Origin of the sequence: Lysobacter sp. Root983 (assembly GCF_001429345.1) — a bacterium.
GTDB lineage: Bacteria > Pseudomonadota > Gammaproteobacteria > Xanthomonadales > Xanthomonadaceae > Lysobacter.
Window position 1 is genome coordinate 525,796 of sequence record NZ_LMJO01000017.1, and the last position, 18,123, is coordinate 543,918.

Below are 18,123 nucleotides of genomic sequence, written 5' to 3' on the forward strand. Positions count from 1 at the left end.
TTGCGCCGATCGGGACCGATCGGCGCATGCCGACCGGACCCTGCCGATCAGACCATGCCCATTAAAACCGGTGCCACAGCCTCACGAAGTAGGCCGCGCCGTTGAGGCCGAACTGCACGCTGTCGAACACGTGGCCGTTGTCGGTCTCGTTCGGGTCCTGACGGGTCGGCTTGACGTCGAACACGTTGGCGCCGCCGACGGTGAGCTTGGTGTTCTCGCTGAAGGCGTAGGTCACGCTGACGTCGGCCGAGGTCTTGGCTTCGTAACGCGCGTTGGGCACGCCGCCGGCGGTGCCGGTGAAGGTGCCCAGGGTCTGCGCGCCGAAGTAGATCACCTTCAGGTCGCCCTCCCAGGCGCCGCGCGAATAATCGAAGCCGACCACGGCCTTGGACTTGGGCGCGCCCTGCTCGATGAACAAGCGCTCGCGCTCGGACAGCAGCACGTCCTCGCGCCCGACCAGGGCGGGCGGCGCGTGGATGCCGGTGACCTTGGTGCGGTTGACATTGAGGGCGACGAAGGTGCCCAACTTGCCGCCGCCCCATTCGGCCTCGTGATTGAAGGTCAGGTCCACGCCCTCGGTCTTGGTATCGACCGAATTGACGAAGAACTGGGCCTGGCCCACGCCCAGCGAATCCAGGATCGCGCCGATGGTGGGATCGCTGGTGTCGAAGCGGCCGCTGAGCACGATGCGGTCGTCGATGTTGATGCGATAGGCGTCGAGCGTGAACGAGGTGTTCGCGGTCGGCGACCAGGTCAAGCCGAGGGTGTAGTTCTTCGAGGTCTCGTCCTTCAGCAGCGGCAGGCCCGCGGCGTTGGCGATGGTGCCGCCGTTGGGCGCGATCACCACGTCGACCGGTTCGCCGTTGATGAAGTCGGTGATGGTCGAGGAGAAGTACTTCTGCTGCAGCGACGGCGCGCGGAAGCCGGTGCTGGCCGAGGCGCGCAGCATCAGGGTGTCGGTGGCGCGGAAGCCGGCGGCGAGCTTGCCGGTCAGGGTGTCGCCGAAGTCGCTGTAGTCCTCGTAGCGCAAGGCGAAGCCGGTGGTCAGGCGATCGCTGAAATCGGCTTCCAGGTCGACATAGGCGGCCCAGCTGTCGCGCTCGTGGCTGCCCGCGTCGCTGGGCTGGAAGCCCGGGAAGCCCTGGCTGCCCGCGTTGCCGCCCACGCCGACGCCGTCGGCGTCGATGTAGGAGCCCGGCTCGCCGGCGAAGATGCTGTAGCGCTCGTCGCGACGTTCCAGGCCGAAGGCGGCGTTGAAGCCGTGGAAGACCGTGTCGTAGTAGCGGCTGACGTCGAAGTTGTAGGTGTTCTGGCGGAACGAGAAGCCGCCCGCGTCGAAGCTGCTGGCGCTGATGCCGCGGCCGCCGTTGAGCAGGTCGAGGTTGGCGATCGAGGCGTTGAGGGTGTGGTTGATGTCGTAGCGCAGCTCGTTGTAGCCGTAGGTGGCCGACAGATCGGCCTGCCACTCGCCCATGCCCCAACGCAGGCCGACGGTGCCGAAGCGGTCTTCCAGATCGCCGTCGATGAAGGGCACGAAACCGTTCGGATACATCGCCTCGGAGTTGCGCGAGGGGATGTCTTCCGAACCGATGCCCTCGCGCGCGAACGCGGCCGAGGACGCATCGCGGTTCTGCAGGCCGGCGGTGAAGTACAGGGTCGCGTTGTCGGTCAGCGGCTTTTCGCCGTTGAGGAACAAGGTCTGATTGCGGATCTTGGAGTCGCCGATGATGCGCGGGCTGCCCTTGGGCTCGGAGCGGTCGGAACGGCCGCGGTCCTGATACTCCAAGGTGATGCCGAGCACGCCGTCCGTGCCCAGGCCGACGCCGCAGTAGCCCGACGCCAGCCAGTTCTCGCCGTCGCCGCGCGAGTACTGGCCCCAGCCGGCCACCGCTTCGCAGCCCTTGCGCTTCTTCAGGGCGATGTTCATCACGCCCGCGATCGCGTCCGAGCCGTACTGGGCGGCGGCGCCGTCGCGCAGGATCTCGACGCTGTCGATCGCCATCAGCGGGATGGTGTTGAGGTCGGTGCCGGTGTTGCCGCGATTGCGCGCGCCGAACAGGTTGACCAGGGCGGTGGTGTGGTGGCGCTTGCCGTTGACCAGCACCAGGGTCTGGTCCGAACCCAGGCCGCGCAGCGCGGCCGAGTCGATCAGGTCGGCGCCGTCGGCGCCGGTCTGACGGGTGGAATTGAACGAGGGCGCCGCGTACTGCAGCGACTGCGCCAGGTCGAACTGGGCGCCTTCCTCGGTGGCCTGCGCCATCGGCAGCACGTCCACCGGCGAGATCGAGGCGGTGTCGGACGAGCGCTGGCTGCGGCGCGAGCCCAGCACGGACACGGTGTCCAGGGTTTTGGCCTCACTGGCCGGCTCGGCCGGCGCTTGCGCGTCCTGGGCCAGGGCCGGCGCGGCGACGGCGAGGCCGCCGGCCAGGCAGATCGCGTAATGGACGGCACGGAACAAACGAGTGCGGTGTTGCGTCATTGGCCTGACCCCAGGTACCGGAATTGGCACCTAGCCTAAGCCGACTCGCCCCCGAATGGCCAAGATTCGTAAAGATTCCGCTAAGAATCTGCAAAGCAGTTCCGGTATACGCGGCCGCCCGACTCAGTCCGACCCGCGCCGGCGCCCCAGCAGCCGGTCGACGCCGAGCAGACCGGCACCGAAGACCAGGAACAGGATCAGCACTCCGACCGAGTTGCGCAGCACCGCCGGCCAGCCCAGCGCGCCCACATCCAGGAATGGATACGGGTACTCGTGCACGACCTGCCCGCGCAGGAAGGCCCAGACCACGTACAAGGCCGGGAACCACAGCCAGCGCCCGAGATCGCGCCAGCCCAGGCCGCCGTGCGGCAGCGCCGCCAGCCACCAGGCCAGATACAGCGCCGGCGTCGCGTAGTGCAGCCCGCTGTCGACCCACCACTGCGCGCCCTGCGGCTGCCAGAGGTGGCGCAGGATGGTGACGTAGACCGTACCGGTCACCCCGATCGCCAGCGCGATCCCGCCGCGCACGCGCGCGCTGGCCAACCAGCGCGCCAGGCCCGAGCCGCCGCCGAACACCGCCACCGCGCAGGTCGCGCTGACCAGCAGGTTGCTGAGGATGGTGAAGTAGCTCAGGTAGCGCACCGTCGCGAACGCCGGCCCCACCGTGTCCCAGGTGTTGGCGATGAGCAGCCAGTACTGGCCGACCAGGGAGGCCAGCGAGACCGCGCCGACCAGCGCGGCGAAGGCGCGACCCGCCGGGCCGATCGGAGGGGCGGCGCCGGCGCCGGACGCGGAACGGGTATCGCTGACTGGCATGACCGTGCGCTCTCCGCTGGTGTGCGGCGCAGCGTCGCATGCGCGCGCCCGCGGCGCATCCGCGCCAAAGGGCGATAATACGGCTCACCCCACGACCGCGAAACCGATGACCCCGACGGCCAAGGCGCAAGTCCAGATCCACTTCTGCGTGCTGCTGTGGGGCTTCACCGCGATCCTGGGCAAGCTGATCTCGCTGCCGGCGCTGCCGCTGGTGTGGTCGCGCATGCTGATCGTGGTGGTCGCGCTGGCCCTGCTGCCCAAGGTCTGGCGCGGCCTGCGCGCGATGCCGGCGCGGCTGCTGTGGTCCTACGCCGGCATCGGCGTGCTGGTGGCGCTGCATTGGCTGACCTTCTACGGCGCGATCAAGCTCGCCAACGCCTCCGTCGCAGCGACCTGCATCGCGTTGGCGACGGTGTTCACCGCCCTGATCGAACCCAAACTGGCCAAACGGCCATTCTCTAAGCGCGAATTGGCCCTGGGTGTGGCGGTGCTGCCGGGCGTGGCCCTGGTGGTGGGCGGCGTGCCGCACGAGATGCGCGCGGGGATCGCGGTCGGCGCGGTGTCCGCGTTGCTGGTGGCGTTGTTCTCCTCGCTCAACAAGCGCCTGGTCGAGCACGGCGATCCGCTAACCGTGACCGCACTGGAACTCGGCGCCGGCACCCTCGCCCTAACCGTGCTGGCGCCGGTGATGCCGCTGCTGTTCCCGGCCTTCGCCGGCGATCTGCTGGTGCTGCCGGGCCTGCGCGACGCGGTGCTGCTGGTGATCCTGGCGCTGGTGTGCACGCTGCTGCCGTTCGCGCTGTCGCTGGTGGCGCTGCGCCACATGACCGCGTTCGCGGCCCAACTCGCGATCAACCTGGAACCGGTGTACGCGATCGTGCTCGCCATCGCCCTGCTGGGCGAACAGCGCGAACTCAGCGGCCTGTTCTACGTGGGCGTGGCGATCATCCTGTCGGCGGTGTTCGTGCACCCGCTGATCAGCCGCCCGCGCGCGGTGTCGCAGCCGGAGTTGCTGGGGACAGCCGAGGCCAAGAACCTGTCCGAGTAGGAAACCACGGTCCGTACTGGGCTCGCCCGCTCACTCGCGCTCAAGCCACGCCTTCGCCAAGCGCGGAACGGCTTGGGCCGCATTGCCGCGAATGAACTCGAATCCATAAGGTATCTCGTCCATCTCCAGCGAGATCAGCACTTTCTCTGCCGAGTCCGCAGCCGCGTCGACTAGCGTGGCGGCCGGATAGACCGTGAGCGAAGTGCCCACCACCATCACCTTGGCGGCTGTGGCGATGTGTTGCCAGGCTAGCTCCATGTGTTGGGTCTGTTCCCCAAACCACACGATATCCGGCCTGAGCTGACTGCCCTCCTCGCACACCTGACCAAGCAGGATAGGAGCGTCCTTGATGCGATACCGCTTGGGCGTGTCCGAGGTGCTGCGCGCGTACGCGAGCTCCCCGTGCAGGTGGATGACCTTGCTGGATCCGGCGCGCTCATGAAGTTCATCGACGTTCTGGGTGATTACGACGACTTCATAAGCCGACTCCAGAGCGGCGATGGCGAGATGGGCCGGATTCGGCTCGGCTGCCCAGGCCTTGGCGCGGCGCTCATTGTAGAAAGCCAGCACCGCCTCGGGCCGCTTCCTCCAGCCTTCGAGGCTTGCGACCTCCTGCCAGGAGTAGTTGTTCCACAGGCCCTTCGAATCGCGGAACGTGGGCAGACCGCTCTCCGCGCTCAGGCCGGAGCCCGACAGAACCACCACTTTATTCGCTTGAATCTCTGGCTTCATAGCGGTACGAGCACCGAGTCAGTCCGTCCCATCGGACGACTGATCGCCAAACGCCCCGCCGCCGTCATGCCGGAAGGCCTCAAACGGCAGCTGTACCGGCGAAAGCAGGAAGGAAACCCCATCCTCTTCTTGTTTGACATGCCATAGCACCAATCCCTCGGGCTTGATGCCGGAATCGAACCGGAATACGAAGGGCGGAAGCCAGAGCAACTGGATATCCCCGTCGCCCTCCCAGCCCATGGCCAGAAAACGGTCCTTGGCCGCCGCTATGTAGGCCGCGGCTTGCGACCCGACGAAAGCGGAGGGCGCCTGCGTGAAGTGCAGATTGTCGATCCACTCGAATATGTAGCCATGGAAGGAACGCAAAGCTTCGGGGCCGTAGGAAATCGCGTTCTGCTTTGGAATCGAATAGCCCACCGATGACGCCCCTGCCCTTATCCACGCTTGACCGAATTTACGCCGCCGGCGCCGGGCTCACAGCTGCCACAAGCCATGATCGTTGCCGCCCTGCAGATAGATGGCGAAGGTGCCGTGGCCGGGTATGGGCGTGGGCTCGACCGCGACGAAGCCACCCGCTTGCACCACGGCGGCGACTGCCGCCTCGATATCCGCTACCAGCCAGTAAGGCCGCACCACCGGCTCCTCGGTGGTCCGCAAGGGTGCGCGCACGCCGACCAGGCCGCCGCCGGCCAAAGGCGCGGTACGCGCATGGCCTAATCCGGGATCGGGCGCGCCGAAGCGCACGCCGTTGGCCGCCTCGTAGGCGGCGCATACGGATTCGACATCCTTGCTCACGATTTCCAGATAGTAGACCTGCACGTTCCTCTCCTTAAGCGTTGCTGCCCGATGCCAACGGATACAACTCGCGCAGGATTCGGCTCTCTTCGTTGGAAGGCATACCTTGGTCGGCCAGATCGACGGCATGCACCGTCACCTCGAGGTGCCAAGCGAAAATATCCGTATGCTCGAACGACAACAGTGCATCGTTGACGACCACAACTGCGGGTAAATCCCGCCTAGTCGTGTCGAACAGCGTGTAGACCGGCTCCGGCAATGTGATGGTCACGGTGTCTGCCGACATGGACGCTGGCTCCTGAATCCGACCGTCGCGGCCGCACGCGGCTGGATCAAGACTCCGAGTCTATCGCTTCTTACACTGCGAATTGACCCACGTCGCCGCGTCCTGTATCGGGTGGTCCGTTTGCACGTCCGGGACCAGCACGGTTTCGTAGGCATTCCCGTTGCGGTCCAGGGTCGCGGCGGTGGTAAGCATCAGCCTCCCGCCGTTGGGCAGTGGAATGGTCGCGTTCGCCGTCGAGTATCCCGCCGTAGGCGTGCCGAAATAGCGGACATTGGCCTGACCGCGAAACATGATGGAGGTGATCTCGCCGGAACTCGCCGTTTCCTTGCCGATCACGAATGCCACGTAGCGCGGGAGTCGTTGCGGCGTGAGAGTCATCGATGCATTGAGGAAATGCTCGCCGCCGCCAAGCGTGATCTTGCCGCCGCGGTACGCGATCTCGGTGTCGTCGCCTTTCGCGCTCCGGAAGCCGCCCAGCCTGCCTTCGCTCAACAGCGGCGCCAGGCCGACCAGCATCGGCCACATGTTGCCGCCCTCGTTCGAGGAAAAATCCAGCACCAGGCCGCAGGTGGGTTGTTCCAGCGAAGCGATCAGGGCATTGCGCACGCTGGACGCAGCTGCGGTCGAATCCTTGCCGCTCCAGGCGTTGATCTGCAGTACCGGTACGCCCTGCGCCGCCGGTAGCGCGACCGCGATCGGCTGCGGTGCGGCGGGTGCGGTGGGTGCGGCGGATGGAGTTGGAGCGGGAGCCGGCGGTCGGCTCGCGGTGGGCGACTCGTACCAGGTATGGCGGTCGCCCAAGGCACGGACCACGAACTGGACGGCGGCGTCTTCGCCCTCGGCTCGCTCGACCGCCGCGGCCTCGGCCTCCACGCGCGGCCAGTCGACGCGCGAAGAGCGATAGGCCTCATCCTTGGTCACGGCGATGACCGCGCTCAGCGTTTCGGAAGCCACGGCCGGGCACGCCGGCGCCAACAACAACAACAAGGGCAGGAGCGATCGCATGCGGGTCGGCTGCATCGGGGTGTTGACCGATTGTGGGTACAGCCGCGCGAGCCGGTCAATCGAAGCCGGCCGACCGCAGGGCCAGCGACTCCCCTTTCGGCTCGGCCCTGCCTCGATGGCTCTCCCCGCAGACACGGCCGCCCGCGCCGATTATCCTGCCGTTCGTCCACGCGAACCGATCGCACCGAGGAAGCCCCATGAACCCGAATACCCAACAGGATCTCGCCCGACTGTTCATGCGCATCGTCCTGGGCGCGCTGATCCTGCTGCACGGCATCGCCAAGCTCAAAGGCGGCATGGGCGGCATCGTCGGCCTGGTCGAGTCGCACGGGCTGCCCGGCTTCCTCGGCTACGGCGTGCTGCTGGGCGAGGTGCTGGCGCCGATCCTGTTGATCGTGGGCTGGCACGCACGCGTCGGCGGCGCGCTGATCGCGGTCAACATGCTGTTCGCGATCTTCCTGGTCCACCTGGGCCAGTTGAACCAGCTCAACGACCAGGGCGGCTGGGCCCTGGAGCTGCAGGTGATGTTCCTGGTCTCCGGCCTGGCGATCGCCCTGCTCGGCCCGGGCAGCTTCAGCGCCAACGGCAAGTAAGCGCGGCGCTCATTCCTCGGACGCGACCACTCGGTTGCGTCCACCGCGCTTGGCCGCGTACAGGGCCTGGTCGGCGCGGGTGAACAACTGCTCGGCGGTTTCGCCGGCGCGCGCCACAGCGACGCCGATGCTGGTGGTCACCGCCAGGGTCTGGGTGGTGTGTTCCACCGACTCGCGCAGGTATTCGCATTGCAGGGCCGCGTCGCTGAGGCCGCGGTCGTGGATCAGCCACACGAACTCCTCGCCGCCGTAGCGCGCGACCAGGCCGCTGCCGCCGCTGGCCGAACGCAGCACGCGTGCGACGTCGCTGAGCACCTCGTCGCCGACCGCGTGGCCGTGGACGTCGTTGACGATCTTGAAGTGGTCGATGTCCAGCACCGCCACCGCGACCTGGCGCCCCGCCAGCAGGGCCTGCTCCAAGGCGACGCCGAACGCACGCCGGTTGGCCAGCCCGGTCAAGGCGTCGGTGCGGGTCTGCTCGGTGAGGTCGGCGTTCTGCGCTTCCAGTTCCTGCTGGTAGTGCTGCAATTGCTCCTCGTACCAGGCGCGCTCATTGAGCTGATGGCTGAGTTCGCGACTGACCCGGCGCAGTTCCATCAGATGGGTGACCTGGCGCGACAGCGCCTGCAGCGCGGCGATCTGGAACGGTGCCAACTCGCGCGGCTGGTCGTCGAGCACGCACAGGGTGCCCAGCGCGTAGCCGTCGGAACTGACCAGCGGCGCGCCGGCGTAAAAGCGGATATTGGGGTCGCCGGTAACCAGCGGGTTGCCCTGGAAGCGCGCGTCGTCGCGCGCGTCGGGCACCACCATCACGTTCGACGGCTCCAGGATCGCGTGCGCGCAGAAGGCGTAGTCGCGCGAGGTCTCCTCGGTCTCCAGGCCACGCCGGCCCTTGAACCATTGGCGGTCGGCGTCGATCAGCGACACCGTGCTCATCGGCGTGGCGCAGATCGCCCCGGCGATCGCAGTCAGGTCGTCGAAAGCCGAGTCCGGCGGCGTGTCCAGGATCGCGTAACGCTGCAGCGCGGCCAGGCGCTCGGCTTCGTTGGCGGGCTTTTGCGGCTTGATCATCGTCACTCTCGTAGCCAGTGGCGGCGTCGCGGCCGTGACGCGGCGACCGCCGCAGCTTCGCGCAAACGCGCGTGCCCCGCCAGTCTCCGCCGTTTCCCGTATCGGTTTCCTACAGTTTATGCACGCGGAACTTGCGCCCCTTGATCTTGCCTTCACGCAGACGCGCCAGCGCCTGCGCGGCCTGCGCGCGCGCGACGGCGACATAGGAGCGGGTCGGAAACACGTCGATCTTGCCGACCTGATCGGCCTTGAGCCCGGCATCGCCGGTGAGCGCGCCGAGCACGTCGCCGGGGCGCAGCTTGTCGGTGCGGCCGGCGTCGATGCGCAGGGTCGCCATCGGCGCCACCGGCACGTTGCTGGCGCGGCCGGCCAGCGGCGCGGCGCGTTCCCAACGCAACGGCCGGCCCTGGCGTTCTTCGATCGGCTGCGCGCGCGCGATCTCGCGCGGGCTGCACAGGCTCAGGGCCACGCCGCCGCGGCCGGCGCGACCGGTGCGGCCGATGCGATGGATGTAGACGTCCGGATCGGTCGGCAGTTCGTAGTTCACCACCGCGGCCAAGTCCTGCACGTCCAGGCCGCGCGCGGCCACGTCGCTGGCGACCAGCACGTTGCAGCTGCGGTTGGCGAAACGCACCAGCACTTCGTCGCGGTCGCGCTGCTCCATATCGCCGTGCAGGGCCAGCGCGGTGAAGCCGTAGTGGCTCAGCGAGCCGACCACTTCCTCGGTGTCGCGGCGCATGTTGCAGAACACCACACAGGAATCCGGGCGGAACTCCAGCAGCAGCGCGGCCAGCAGCGGGGTCTTCCTGGCCGGCTCGACTTCGTAGAAATGCTGTTCGACCACCGGCTGCCCGGCGGCGCCTTCGACCGTGACCTCGACCGGCTCGCGCATCATCTTCGCGGCCAGGGTGCGGATCGCGTCGGGGAAGGTGGCCGAGAACAGCAGGGTCTGGCGCTTGCGCGGGGTCTTGCCGACCAGCTCGCGGATCGGCTCCTCGAATCCCATGTCGAGCATGCGGTCGGCTTCGTCCAGCACCAGCACCGACACCGCATCCAGGCGCAGGGCCTGCTTGCGCACCAGCTCCTGCAGGCGGCCCGGCGTACCGACCACCACGTGCGGTGCGTGCTCCAGCGAGGCCAACTGCGGGCCCAGCGGCATGCCGCCGCAGAGCACCGAGACCTTGAGGTTGGGAATCGCGAAGGCGAGCTTGCGCAGCTGGCGACCGACCTGGTCGGCCAGCTCGCGCGTGGGACACAGCACCAACGCCTGGGTGCGGCCGTCGGCGGGGTCCAGTCGGTGCAGCAGGCCCAGGCCGAAGGCGGCGGTCTTGCCGCTGCCTGTCGGGGCCTGCGCGATCAGGTCGCGGCCCTCCAACAGGGCCGGCAGGCCCTGGGCCTGGATGGGGGTCATGCGCTCGTAACCGAGCGCGGCCACGCCCTGCAACAAGGCGGGCGACAGCGGGAGGGAGGCGAAATCGTCGTTCTGGCTCATGCGCCATGATCGCAGCATTGGCCCGAGCCTGCGCTCCAACCTCGCCGCGCGGCCCCGGCGCGCCGTATGCTGCCGGCGCCGGCACGGCCCAGGGAAGGCCGCCGCCGGGAGACCGGCCGCAAGATCTGTCGCCACACGGAGCGCGCGCATGGAACCGCAATTCCTCCATATCCGGGTCCTGCTGGGCATCATCCTGGGCCTGGCGATCACCACCCTGCTCAAGGGCCTGGCGCGCTTCGTCCAGCACCCCGGCCGCGATCGCATCTACTGGGTGCACCTGGGCTGGGCGGTGTCGATGTTCATCCTGCTCACCCATTTCTGGTGGTGGGAGTTCCGCCTGATCCACGTGCATGCCTGGACCATCACCGCCTACGCGTTCCTGATCGTCTACGTGGTCGTGCTGTTCCTGCTGTGCACCCTGCTGTTTCCCGACGACATCGGCGACTACAGCGGCTGGCAGGATTACTTCCAGTCGCGGCGCAAGTGGTTCTTCGGGATCATGGCGCTGAGCTACCTGATCGACTTCATCGACACCACGATCAAGGGCAGCATCTACTTCGAAAGCCGCGGCCCCGAGTACCCGCTGCGCAATCTGGGTTTCGTGCTGATGTGCCTGATCGCGATGCGCACGCGTTCGGAGTGGTTCCACCGTGCGTTCGTGGTCGCGGGCATTCTCTACGAGCTGTCCTGGATCTACCGTCTGTACGACTTCGTCGACTGAAGCATCGGAGCGCAAGGCATGGATGCGGAAACCCTCAAGGTGCTGATCGCGGTGGTCGGCGCCAGCGCCTCGTTCTGCTGGGGCGTGTGGACCTGGCGCACTGCCCGCCGCGATCAGCTGCAGGCCATGCGCGAAGAAGGCGAGCGCAAGGCCGAGGCCCGGCGCATCGAGGCGACCCGGCCGTTCCTGGAGAAACAGCTCGAGTTGTACGCGGAAGCGGCGCGGGTGTGCGCGCGCATCGCGTCCGCGCACGACCACGGCGACGCGGTCGCGCGCTTCTGGGAGCTGTATTGGGGCGAGCTGGCGCTGGTCGAGAACCGCGAGGTCGAGGCCGGCATGGTGCTGTTCGGCCAAGCGTTGCAGTACATGCCCGAGGACCGCTCGGAGCTGCGCCATCGCGCGCTGGAACTGGCGGCCGCCTGCCGCGCCTCTCTGGCCCGCTCCTGGGGCGTGGACGCCTGGGTCGCGCCGGACCTCGCCTCCGAGCGCGGCGCGCCGCCGCGGGCCTGACGCCCGCGGGCCCGCGGGCCCGCGAGCGCCGCATCGCCGCCTGTCGGCGGCCGCTTGACAAGCGCGGCGCTCGCAAATAAACATTTAGCAAATTAGTTAAATGCTGAATACAGCCGGCGCCGCCCCAGCCTGGGAGCGGTCCGCGCCCAGACCAGGGGATCGCCATGAACGCACTGCCCGACAGCCTGAGCACCCATCGCGTGCGCGCTCACCCCGATGCCGAAGCCGCGGTGCGCGCGGTCAGCGTAGGGGCGGTGGTCTGGGAACCGGTGCGCTCGGTGTGGTTCAGCGCCATGGTGCTGGGTGCGATCGTCGGCGGTGCCTGGTACTTCAGCTGGTCGGCCCTGGCCCTGTTCGTGCTCAGCACCGCCACCGTGCTGCTGCTCGGCCACTCGCTGGGCATGCACCGCAAACTGATCCACGACAGCTACGACTGCCCGAAGTGGCTGGAGTACCTGCTGGTCTACTGCGGCGTGCAGGTCGGCCTGGCCGGGCCTTTAGGCCTGGTGCGCACCCACGACCTGCGCGACTACGCCCAACGCCTGCCGCACTGCCACGACTACCTCGCCCACCGGCAACCGTTCCTGATCGACGCCTGGTGGCAGCTGCACTGCGAACTGCGGCTGGCCGATCCGCCGCAGATCGCGATCGAAGCGCGCATCGCCGACGACCGGTTCTATCGCTTCCTGCAGCGCAGCTGGATGGCTCAGCACCTGCCTTGGGCGCTGCTGTTCTTCGCCCTGGGCGGTTGGGGCTGGGTGTTCTGGGGCGTGTGCGCACGCGTGAGCGCGGGCGTGTTCGGGCACTGGCTGATCGGCTATTTCGCCCACAACCATGGCGGCATGCACCACGAAGTGCGCGGCGCCGCGGTACAGGGCCACAACGTGCGCTTCGCCTCGCTGCTGACCATGGGTGAGAGCTGGCACAACAACCATCATGCGTTCCCGGGCTCGGCGCGTTTGGGGCTGTATCCGGGCGAATGGGATCCGGGCTGGTGGACGCTGCGCGCGTTGGCGCGTGTCGGCCTGGTCGGTCGCCTGCGCGAGCCCGCCGACCTGCCGCCGCGTCCGGAGCTGCACCGGCTGCCCGAGCCCGCAGCCACGCCCTGCGCGTTCTGCCAGGGTCTGCGCGCGCGGGGGCTGTCATGAGCGCGGCGCCGCCGATCGGGAAAGTTCGTTGGCTGTACGGCAATTGGTTATGGCCGCTGCTATGCGGTGTGCTGGTCGGTCTGGGCTTACGCTTGATCTTCAGCGCGGACGCCGGAGAGCCCTACGCGACCATGCTGATTTCGTTCCTGCTGCTCGCGCCGTTTGTGGTCGGCATGGTGGCCGTCTATGTGGTCGAGCGGCAAACCCGCAAGGACTTGGGTTTCCACTTCGGCATGGGCGCGCTCGCCAATGTGTTCTTCGTGATCGGAACCATGGCCGTGGGCCTGGAAGGCGCGATCTGCGTCGTCCTCGCAGCCCCTATCTTCGCGATCATCGGCGCGCTCGGCGGCTTGTGCATGGGCCTGATCTGCCGCCTGACGAAATGGCCGGGCACCTCGCTGTACGGGGCCGCCTTGCTGCCGCTGGTGCTGGGCGCCGTGGAGAACCCGCATCCCCAAGGCCGCATCGAACGTATCGAGCGGGAGGTTTTCGTGGCCGCGCCGCCAGCGGAAGTCTGGCGCCAGCTGATGACCGCGGACGCGATCCGACCCGATGAAGTCGATGCCGCCTGGACCTACCGCATCGGCGTGCCCAAGCCCCTGGCCGGCATCGTGCGCCAGACGCCGACCGGCCTGGTTCGCGATGTGCGCATGGGCAAAGGCATCCACTTCCAGCAGATGTCGACCGACTGGCAGCCGCAGCGCTACGTGAACTGGCGATACCATTTCGACGACGATTCCGTGCCCCCCGGCGCGCTGGACGATCACGTGCGCATCGGCGGCGAGTACTTCGACCTGCTCGACACGCGCTACACCCTGACCCCGCGCGACGGCGGCACCGAACTGGCGATGAGCCTGGACTACCGCGTCAGCACCGCCTTCGATTGGTATGCCGCGCCGCTGGGGCGCTGGCTGCTGGGCGGCCAGAGCGAGACCCTGCTGTCGTTCTATCGGCGCCGCGCCGAAGCCGGCCACCGCCCGGCCGCGCCGCCGCCCGGCTGACCGCCCCGCCCTCGGCCGCGCCCGGCTGTGATGTTTCGCCCCTCCCCGCGAATCATGTGTTCGACTAGGGCGGAAGCGGCGGCATCGGCATGAAGGGTTTGGAGGGGGCGGTCGGCATGGACAACGCACGGCAACGCTTCGGCGAACTGCTGGATGCGCATCGCAAAATCGTCTTCAAGGTCGGCAATACCTATTGCCGGCACCCCGACGATCGCGCCGACCTGGCCCAGGAGATCGCGACCCAGTTGTGGCGCGCCTATCCCGGCTACGACCCGTCGCGGCCGTTCTCGACCTGGATGTACCGGATCGCGCTGAACGTGGCGATTTCGTTCGTGCGCAGCGACGGCCCGCGCCAACGCAATGCGGTGCCGCTGGACGAAGACCTGCACGAACTCGCCGACGAATCCGCCGGCGACCACGAGAGCGCGCAGCGCGTGCGCGACCTGCACCGCTTCATCGGCCAGTTGGAACCGCTCAACCGCGCCTTGCTGCTGCTCTACCTGGAAGACCGCAGTTACCGCGAGATCGCCGAGGTGCTCGGCATCAGCGAGACCAACGTGGCCACCAAGATCAGCCGTCTCAAACAACGCATACGCAGCGAAATGCCGGACTGACGGCGACGCGCGCATCCCTTTCCACCACGCGGCACACAACACGATGAGCGCAACGACGATGGAACTAGACGATCTCAAACAAGCCTGGCAGGACCTCGACCGCAAGCTCGAGCGCCAGCACGCCATGGACCTGCTGCGCTTCCGCGAAGAACGCGGCAAGCGCCTGAAATCCGGCCTGTGGCCGCTGGTCGTGGGCCAGGGGCTGCAGATGCTGATGGGGCTGGCGGTGCTGCTGCTGGGCGTGGATTTCTGGACCAGCCACCGCGAGGTCCCCCACCTGTTCGTGTGCGGCCTGATCCTGCACGTCTACGGCGTGGCCCTGATCGCCTGCGGCGGCATGGTGCAGGCCATGATCGCGGCGGTGGACTACTCGGCGCCGGTGCTGGACATCCAGAAACGCCTGGCGCGGCTGCGCAAGTTCTACGTGCGCACCGGCATGGTCGTGGGCCTGGCCTGGTGGCTGATCTGGATGCCGTTCATGACCGTGGTCTTCATGGTGCTGTTCGGCGCGGACATGTACGTCAATGCGCCCTCGGTGTTCGCGATCGGCGGGGCGATCGGCGTCGTCGGCCTGCTCGCGACCTGGTGGTTGCACCGCTGGTCGCGCCACCCCAGCCGGCCGCGCCTGGCCAAGGCCATGGAAGACAGCATCACCGGCCGCAGCCTGCGCCGTGCCCAAGCGATCGCCGACGAGATCGCACGCTTCGAGCGCGACTGACGCGCATCAGGCCCGCGCTACGCGCCGGCCGCAATCGCATGCGATACCGCGCCGCTACGGCGGCGCCATTCCCCCAGCGGCCGGCTCAACCGGCCGCTTTTTTGGCGCGCCGGCTCTCGCGCTTGAGCGGGCCGCCGACCGGGCAGATCTCGAACGCGAACTGGGTCAGGGTATTGACCAGGTTGTCGGGCACCAGCTTGTAGACCACGAACTGCCCGCGCCGCTCGCTGGAAATCAGGCCGGCGTTGACCAGCACCGACAGGTGGCGCGAGACCGCCGGCGCGCTCATGTTGAAACGCGCGGCGATGTCGCCGGCCGGCAGTTCCTGCTCGGACAGATAGGCCAGAATCTGCCGCCGCGGCGTGGACGCCAGCGCCTCGAAGATCTTGTCCTGTTTCATAACTGAGCGCTCATGGCTGGGCTTTCATGGTCGGAATGACGACGGCCCGCGAGGGCCGGCGCGCACGGTCGATGCGGTGCGGGAACATCATAGCCTTCCGCACCGCGCGGGTATGAGCGCGGGCGAACCGGCCCCGCGCGGCGCCGCACGCGCGCAAGCCGCGGCGGGTGCGCGCACCCGTCGCGGCCTGGACTTGCGGCGCGGTCGCGCGTCGCAAGCCGGCCTCAACCGCGGCCCGGCAGCGGCGGCGGCGCGCCGCGCGCGGCGGCTTCGGCGACGCGCTCTTCGTAGCGCTGCTCGTTCATCCAGCCCGACACCACCCGGCCGTAGCGCGAAATCATCATCATGTTGAAGAAGTGCATGGCGCCCAGCATCAGCACCGACACGCCGATCTTGCTGCCGATATGGGCGATCGGGTTGCTGAGCAGGGCGTCGGCGTTCCAGCCGTCCAGGCGGATCGCGATCACGCCGATGTTGATCAGGTAGAAGCCCACCACGAGCAGATGGTTGGTGGACTTGGCCAGCACTTCGTTCTGGCCGAAGCACATCACCAGGAACACCTCGCCGTTGCGCGACAGGGTGCGGGCCACCCAGATCGTCATGGCGACGGAGATGGCCAGGTAGGCGAGCAGGCCGACTTGGGTGACTAGGGCTTCATCGATCATGGCGGTGCACCTCTATGGTTTAGTCATTTGCTTATTTAACTAAAATGCTAAATCAATCGAGGACGAAGTCAAGCGCCGTTCGTCGGCGTGCGCCGGGCCGAGCGGCCGGGGCGCGGGCCTCGTGGAAGCGAAGCGCCGGTCGAGGCCGGGAGCGTGGGGCGGTACGCGAGGGACGGCGCTGAAACGCCGGGGCGCCCGCTTGCGGGCGGCGACGCCCGCCGGATCGGTCACGGCTGGGCGCTGAGGGCAGGACGTCGCGCGCCGCGGACGCCCTGCCCGGTGCTTGCTAGACGCGGATCAGACCCGCGCGCGCTTGGGGAAACCGACCATGCGCTTGAGGTCTTCGTCCCACAGCTTCAATCGCGCGCACTTCAGGCTGGACCACAGGGTCAGCTTGGGCGCGGCCTGCAGCAGCGGGCTGGACTCGTAGGCCTCGCGCAGACGGTAGTTGGGGATGCGGCTGGCGAGGTGGTGGATGTGGTGGTAACCGATGTTGCCGGTGAACCAATGCATCACCCGCGGCAGGTCGTAGAACGAGCTGCCGGCGATCGCGGCCTCGTGCGAGTTCCAGTCGTCCTTACGGGTCCAGTAGGCATCCTCGAAGGTGTGCTGCACATAGAACAGCCACACGCCCATCGCGCCGGCCAGCAGCACGATCGGCAGGTGCACCAGCAGCACGGTGTGCCAGCCGATGGTGAAGCCCATCGCGACGAAGGCCACGATCAGCATCAGGTTGTTCAGCAGCACGCTCGCCCATTCCTTCTTCCAGGTGAAGGGCAGATCGAACGGGAAGCGGTGCTTGAGCACGAACTGGTACAGCGGGCCGATGCCCAGCAGCACCGGCGTGCTGCGGTAGAAGCGGTAGCTCATGCGGCCCAGCCAGGAACGCGCGCGGTACTCGGCGACGGTCAGGGTCTCGATGTCGCCCATCTCGCGGCGGTCGAGGTTGCCCGAGGTGCCGTGGTGCACGGCATGGGTCTTCTTCCAGTAGCCGTAGGGGAACAGGGTCACCAGGCCCAGGCAGCGGCCGACGATGTCGTTGGCGCGGCTGCTGGCGAAGAAGGAACCGTGCCCGCAGTCGTGCTGGATGATGAAGATGCGCACGTACAGGCCGGCGGAGGGCAGCGCCAGCAGTAGCGTCCAGCCGTAGCCCCATTGCGCCACCACGCTCCAGGCCATCAGGGTCCACAGTGCGGCGAACGGAATCAGGGTGTTGATCAGTTGCCAGACCGCCCGTCCCAGGTGCGGTTTGGCGAAGCGCGCGCACAGTTGGCGCAGGTTGGTTACGGCGGCGTGCGATTCGTCTGCGGCGCTCAAGCGGATTCTCCAGAGGAAGACCCATTGTCGGCGTCGCTACGTGTCCTAGCAATGACGTTCGTTGGCGTATGGTTGTGATGGCCATTCAGATTCGCGGCGCCGGCGCGATCGCCGCTACCCTATCGGCATGGCCGTCTGGCACGTCTACCTCATCGAATGCCGCGACGGCAGCGTCTACACCGGGATCGCGGTGGACGTGGACCGCCGTTACGCCCAGCACGCGGCCGGCAAAGGCGCCCGCTACACGCGCTCGCACCCGCCCCTGCGACTGCTGAACAGCTTCGCCTACCCCGACCGCTCGACCGCCTTGCGCGCGGAATACGCGATCAAGCAGCTCAGCCCCGAGCGCAAACGCGCCCTGGGCGCCGGCGCTCAGGCGCCGCCGGGCTGAACCTGGACCTGAACCGAACGGGGTCGGTCACTCAGACAACGCGGCGACGCTCTACCACCGAAACCACCGACACCCTGCTCCACTACGCCCTGAAGTTGATCCCCGCCTACACCGAGATGACAGCAAAAAGCCGCCTGCTGCCATTGCGGTCGCAGTTGCGGTTGCGGTTGCGGTTGCGGTTGCCGTTGCCGTTGCGGTTGCCGTTGCGGTTGCCGTTGCCGTTGCGGTTGCCGTTGCCGTTGCCGTTGCCGTTGCCGTTGCATTCAAATCCAAAAGCCCCGCACTCACCCGACCAACCGTAGACCCGAAGGGCGGCGCGCA

At 67.7% G+C, this 18,123-nt stretch carries 21 protein-coding genes; 9 read left to right on the forward strand and 12 right to left on the reverse strand.

The features are described 5' to 3' along the window. Nucleotides 1-61: 61 nt before the first annotated feature. Together ASE43_RS18310 and ASE43_RS18315 are read right to left on the reverse strand one after the other, a co-directional pair. On the reverse strand, nucleotides 62-2,479 hold the full coding sequence (locus ASE43_RS18310; RefSeq protein WP_057161448.1) for a TonB-dependent receptor: 2,418 nt from the start codon (nucleotides 2,477-2,479) through the stop codon (nucleotides 62-64). A gap of 123 nt (nucleotides 2,480-2,602) precedes the next feature. Further along, nucleotides 2,603-3,295: a Pr6Pr family membrane protein gene (locus ASE43_RS18315; RefSeq protein WP_057161449.1), complete on the reverse strand. Its 693-nt coding sequence runs from the start codon at nucleotides 3,293-3,295 to the stop codon at nucleotides 2,603-2,605. Between the two features lie 106 nt (nucleotides 3,296-3,401). Between ASE43_RS18315 and ASE43_RS18320 the strand changes: the two genes are divergently transcribed. Continuing rightward, a complete protein-coding gene (locus ASE43_RS18320; protein WP_056172650.1) occupies nucleotides 3,402-4,343 on the forward strand; it encodes a DMT family transporter in 942 nt (313 codons plus the stop codon). A 30-nt stretch (nucleotides 4,344-4,373) separates the two neighbouring features. Here ASE43_RS18320 and ASE43_RS18325 read toward each other — a convergent pair whose 3' ends face one another. Genes ASE43_RS18325 through ASE43_RS18345 form a run of 5 tightly spaced genes read right to left on the reverse strand, consistent with a single transcriptional unit; the run spans nucleotide 4,374 to nucleotide 7,176 of the window. Further along, a complete protein-coding gene (locus ASE43_RS18325) occupies nucleotides 4,374-5,075 on the reverse strand; it encodes a Sir2 family NAD-dependent protein deacetylase (RefSeq protein ID WP_057161450.1) in 702 nt (233 codons plus the stop codon). 18 nt (nucleotides 5,076-5,093) lie between these two features. Then, entirely contained in the window at nucleotides 5,094-5,492 is a 399-nt protein-coding gene (locus tag ASE43_RS18330) for a hypothetical protein (protein ID WP_200956284.1), read from the reverse strand. Between the two features lie 57 nt (nucleotides 5,493-5,549). Then, entirely contained in the window at nucleotides 5,550-5,894 is a 345-nt protein-coding gene (locus tag ASE43_RS18335) for a hypothetical protein (RefSeq protein WP_057161451.1), read from the reverse strand. Nucleotides 5,895-5,904: 10 nt separating this feature from the next. Beyond that, nucleotides 5,905-6,156, reverse strand: a complete 252-nt coding sequence (locus tag ASE43_RS18340; protein WP_057161452.1) for a DUF695 domain-containing protein — start codon at nucleotides 6,154-6,156, stop codon at nucleotides 5,905-5,907. A 60-nt stretch (nucleotides 6,157-6,216) separates the two neighbouring features. Then, nucleotides 6,217-7,176 carry a S41 family peptidase gene (locus tag ASE43_RS18345; RefSeq protein ID WP_057161453.1) on the reverse strand — a complete coding sequence of 320 codons (960 nt, stop codon included), beginning with the start codon at nucleotides 7,174-7,176 and terminating at the stop codon, nucleotides 6,217-6,219. A 182-nt stretch (nucleotides 7,177-7,358) separates the two neighbouring features. Here ASE43_RS18345 and ASE43_RS18350 point away from each other — a divergent pair, with 182 nt between their 5' ends. Further along, nucleotides 7,359-7,754 carry a DoxX family protein gene (locus ASE43_RS18350; RefSeq protein WP_056172634.1) on the forward strand — a complete coding sequence of 132 codons (396 nt, stop codon included), beginning with the start codon at nucleotides 7,359-7,361 and terminating at the stop codon, nucleotides 7,752-7,754. A gap of 9 nt (nucleotides 7,755-7,763) precedes the next feature. Here the strand turns inward: ASE43_RS18350 and ASE43_RS18355 are convergent, their stop codons facing one another. Continuing rightward, nucleotides 7,764-8,825, reverse strand: a complete 1,062-nt coding sequence (locus ASE43_RS18355; protein WP_057161454.1) for a sensor domain-containing diguanylate cyclase — start codon at nucleotides 8,823-8,825, stop codon at nucleotides 7,764-7,766. A gap of 109 nt (nucleotides 8,826-8,934) precedes the next feature. Beyond that, the gene (gene dbpA / locus ASE43_RS18360; RefSeq protein ID WP_056172627.1) at nucleotides 8,935-10,317 is read right to left on the reverse strand and encodes an ATP-dependent RNA helicase DbpA; all 1,383 of its coding nucleotides are present in this window, start codon (nucleotides 10,315-10,317) and stop codon (nucleotides 8,935-8,937) included. A 148-nt stretch (nucleotides 10,318-10,465) separates the two neighbouring features. Between dbpA and ASE43_RS18365 the strand changes: the two genes are divergently transcribed. The 6 genes from ASE43_RS18365 (at nucleotide 10,466) to ASE43_RS18390 (ending at nucleotide 15,029) form a co-directional block, all read left to right on the forward strand. Further along, nucleotides 10,466-11,038, forward strand: a complete 573-nt coding sequence (locus ASE43_RS18365; protein ID WP_057161455.1) for a hypothetical protein — start codon at nucleotides 10,466-10,468, stop codon at nucleotides 11,036-11,038. 18 nt (nucleotides 11,039-11,056) lie between these two features. Further along, nucleotides 11,057-11,548 (forward strand): hypothetical protein, encoded by a 492-nt coding sequence (locus ASE43_RS18370; RefSeq protein WP_057161456.1) that lies wholly within the window; start codon nucleotides 11,057-11,059, stop codon nucleotides 11,546-11,548. A gap of 164 nt (nucleotides 11,549-11,712) precedes the next feature. Further along, complete coding sequence (locus ASE43_RS18375) at nucleotides 11,713-12,696, forward strand: acyl-CoA desaturase (protein ID WP_200956285.1); 984 nt, start codon at nucleotides 11,713-11,715, stop codon at nucleotides 12,694-12,696. After that, complete coding sequence (locus ASE43_RS18380; protein WP_157489193.1) at nucleotides 12,693-13,697, forward strand: SRPBCC domain-containing protein; 1,005 nt, start codon at nucleotides 12,693-12,695, stop codon at nucleotides 13,695-13,697. Before ASE43_RS18375 ends, ASE43_RS18380 begins: the two co-directional genes overlap by 4 nt. Before the next feature lie 116 nt (nucleotides 13,698-13,813). After that, nucleotides 13,814-14,311: a sigma-70 family RNA polymerase sigma factor gene (locus tag ASE43_RS18385; RefSeq protein ID WP_057161532.1), complete on the forward strand. Its 498-nt coding sequence runs from the start codon at nucleotides 13,814-13,816 to the stop codon at nucleotides 14,309-14,311. A gap of 58 nt (nucleotides 14,312-14,369) precedes the next feature. Then, nucleotides 14,370-15,029, forward strand: a complete 660-nt coding sequence (locus ASE43_RS18390) for a hypothetical protein (RefSeq protein ID WP_057161458.1) — start codon at nucleotides 14,370-14,372, stop codon at nucleotides 15,027-15,029. Nucleotides 15,030-15,114: 85 nt separating this feature from the next. Here the strand turns inward: ASE43_RS18390 and ASE43_RS18395 are convergent, their stop codons facing one another. The 3 genes from ASE43_RS18395 to ASE43_RS18405 form a co-directional block, all read right to left on the reverse strand. Next, nucleotides 15,115-15,429, reverse strand: coding sequence for a metalloregulator ArsR/SmtB family transcription factor (locus ASE43_RS18395; protein WP_056172614.1), 315 nt, complete (start codon nucleotides 15,427-15,429; stop codon nucleotides 15,115-15,117). Between the two features lie 224 nt (nucleotides 15,430-15,653). Further along, nucleotides 15,654-16,094 carry a hypothetical protein gene (locus ASE43_RS18400; RefSeq protein ID WP_175489039.1) on the reverse strand — a complete coding sequence of 147 codons (441 nt, stop codon included), beginning with the start codon at nucleotides 16,092-16,094 and terminating at the stop codon, nucleotides 15,654-15,656. A gap of 297 nt (nucleotides 16,095-16,391) precedes the next feature. After that, nucleotides 16,392-17,411 carry a fatty acid desaturase gene (locus ASE43_RS18405; protein WP_082607364.1) on the reverse strand — a complete coding sequence of 340 codons (1,020 nt, stop codon included), beginning with the start codon at nucleotides 17,409-17,411 and terminating at the stop codon, nucleotides 16,392-16,394. Between the two features lie 127 nt (nucleotides 17,412-17,538). Between ASE43_RS18405 and ASE43_RS18410 the strand changes: the two genes are divergently transcribed. Next, the gene (locus ASE43_RS18410; RefSeq protein ID WP_056172611.1) at nucleotides 17,539-17,802 is read left to right on the forward strand and encodes a GIY-YIG nuclease family protein; all 264 of its coding nucleotides are present in this window, start codon (nucleotides 17,539-17,541) and stop codon (nucleotides 17,800-17,802) included. Nucleotides 17,803-18,123 lie beyond the last annotated feature (321 nt).

What these genes read in the sequence shown, in the direction of transcription:
- ASE43_RS18400 (WP_175489039.1), bottom strand. Translation starts at nt 16,094, where the DNA reads ATGATCGATGAAGCCCTAGTCACCCAAGTCGGCCTGCTCGCCTACCTG.
- ASE43_RS18350 (WP_056172634.1), top strand. Translation starts at nt 7,359, where the DNA reads ATGAACCCGAATACCCAACAGGATCTCGCCCGACTGTTCATGCGCATC.
- ASE43_RS18395 (WP_056172614.1), bottom strand. Translation starts at nt 15,429, where the DNA reads ATGAAACAGGACAAGATCTTCGAGGCGCTGGCGTCCACGCCGCGGCGG.
- ASE43_RS18370 (WP_057161456.1), top strand. Translation starts at nt 11,057, where the DNA reads ATGGATGCGGAAACCCTCAAGGTGCTGATCGCGGTGGTCGGCGCCAGC.
- ASE43_RS18315 (WP_057161449.1), bottom strand. Translation starts at nt 3,295, where the DNA reads ATGCCAGTCAGCGATACCCGTTCCGCGTCCGGCGCCGGCGCCGCCCCT.
- ASE43_RS18320 (WP_056172650.1), top strand. Translation starts at nt 3,402, where the DNA reads ATGACCCCGACGGCCAAGGCGCAAGTCCAGATCCACTTCTGCGTGCTG.
- ASE43_RS18410 (WP_056172611.1), top strand. Translation starts at nt 17,539, where the DNA reads ATGGCCGTCTGGCACGTCTACCTCATCGAATGCCGCGACGGCAGCGTC.
- ASE43_RS18310 (WP_057161448.1), bottom strand. Translation starts at nt 2,479, where the DNA reads ATGACGCAACACCGCACTCGTTTGTTCCGTGCCGTCCATTACGCGATC.
- ASE43_RS18380 (WP_157489193.1), top strand. Translation starts at nt 12,693, where the DNA reads ATGAGCGCGGCGCCGCCGATCGGGAAAGTTCGTTGGCTGTACGGCAAT.
- ASE43_RS18385 (WP_057161532.1), top strand. Translation starts at nt 13,814, where the DNA reads ATGGACAACGCACGGCAACGCTTCGGCGAACTGCTGGATGCGCATCGC.
- ASE43_RS18325 (WP_057161450.1), bottom strand. Translation starts at nt 5,075, where the DNA reads ATGAAGCCAGAGATTCAAGCGAATAAAGTGGTGGTTCTGTCGGGCTCC.
- ASE43_RS18345 (WP_057161453.1), bottom strand. Translation starts at nt 7,176, where the DNA reads ATGCAGCCGACCCGCATGCGATCGCTCCTGCCCTTGTTGTTGTTGTTG.
- ASE43_RS18355 (WP_057161454.1), bottom strand. Translation starts at nt 8,825, where the DNA reads ATGATCAAGCCGCAAAAGCCCGCCAACGAAGCCGAGCGCCTGGCCGCG.
- ASE43_RS18340 (WP_057161452.1), bottom strand. Translation starts at nt 6,156, where the DNA reads ATGTCGGCAGACACCGTGACCATCACATTGCCGGAGCCGGTCTACACG.
- ASE43_RS18365 (WP_057161455.1), top strand. Translation starts at nt 10,466, where the DNA reads ATGGAACCGCAATTCCTCCATATCCGGGTCCTGCTGGGCATCATCCTG.
- ASE43_RS18375 (WP_200956285.1), top strand. Translation starts at nt 11,713, where the DNA reads ATGAACGCACTGCCCGACAGCCTGAGCACCCATCGCGTGCGCGCTCAC.
- ASE43_RS18390 (WP_057161458.1), top strand. Translation starts at nt 14,370, where the DNA reads ATGGAACTAGACGATCTCAAACAAGCCTGGCAGGACCTCGACCGCAAG.
- dbpA (WP_056172627.1), bottom strand. Translation starts at nt 10,317, where the DNA reads ATGAGCCAGAACGACGATTTCGCCTCCCTCCCGCTGTCGCCCGCCTTG.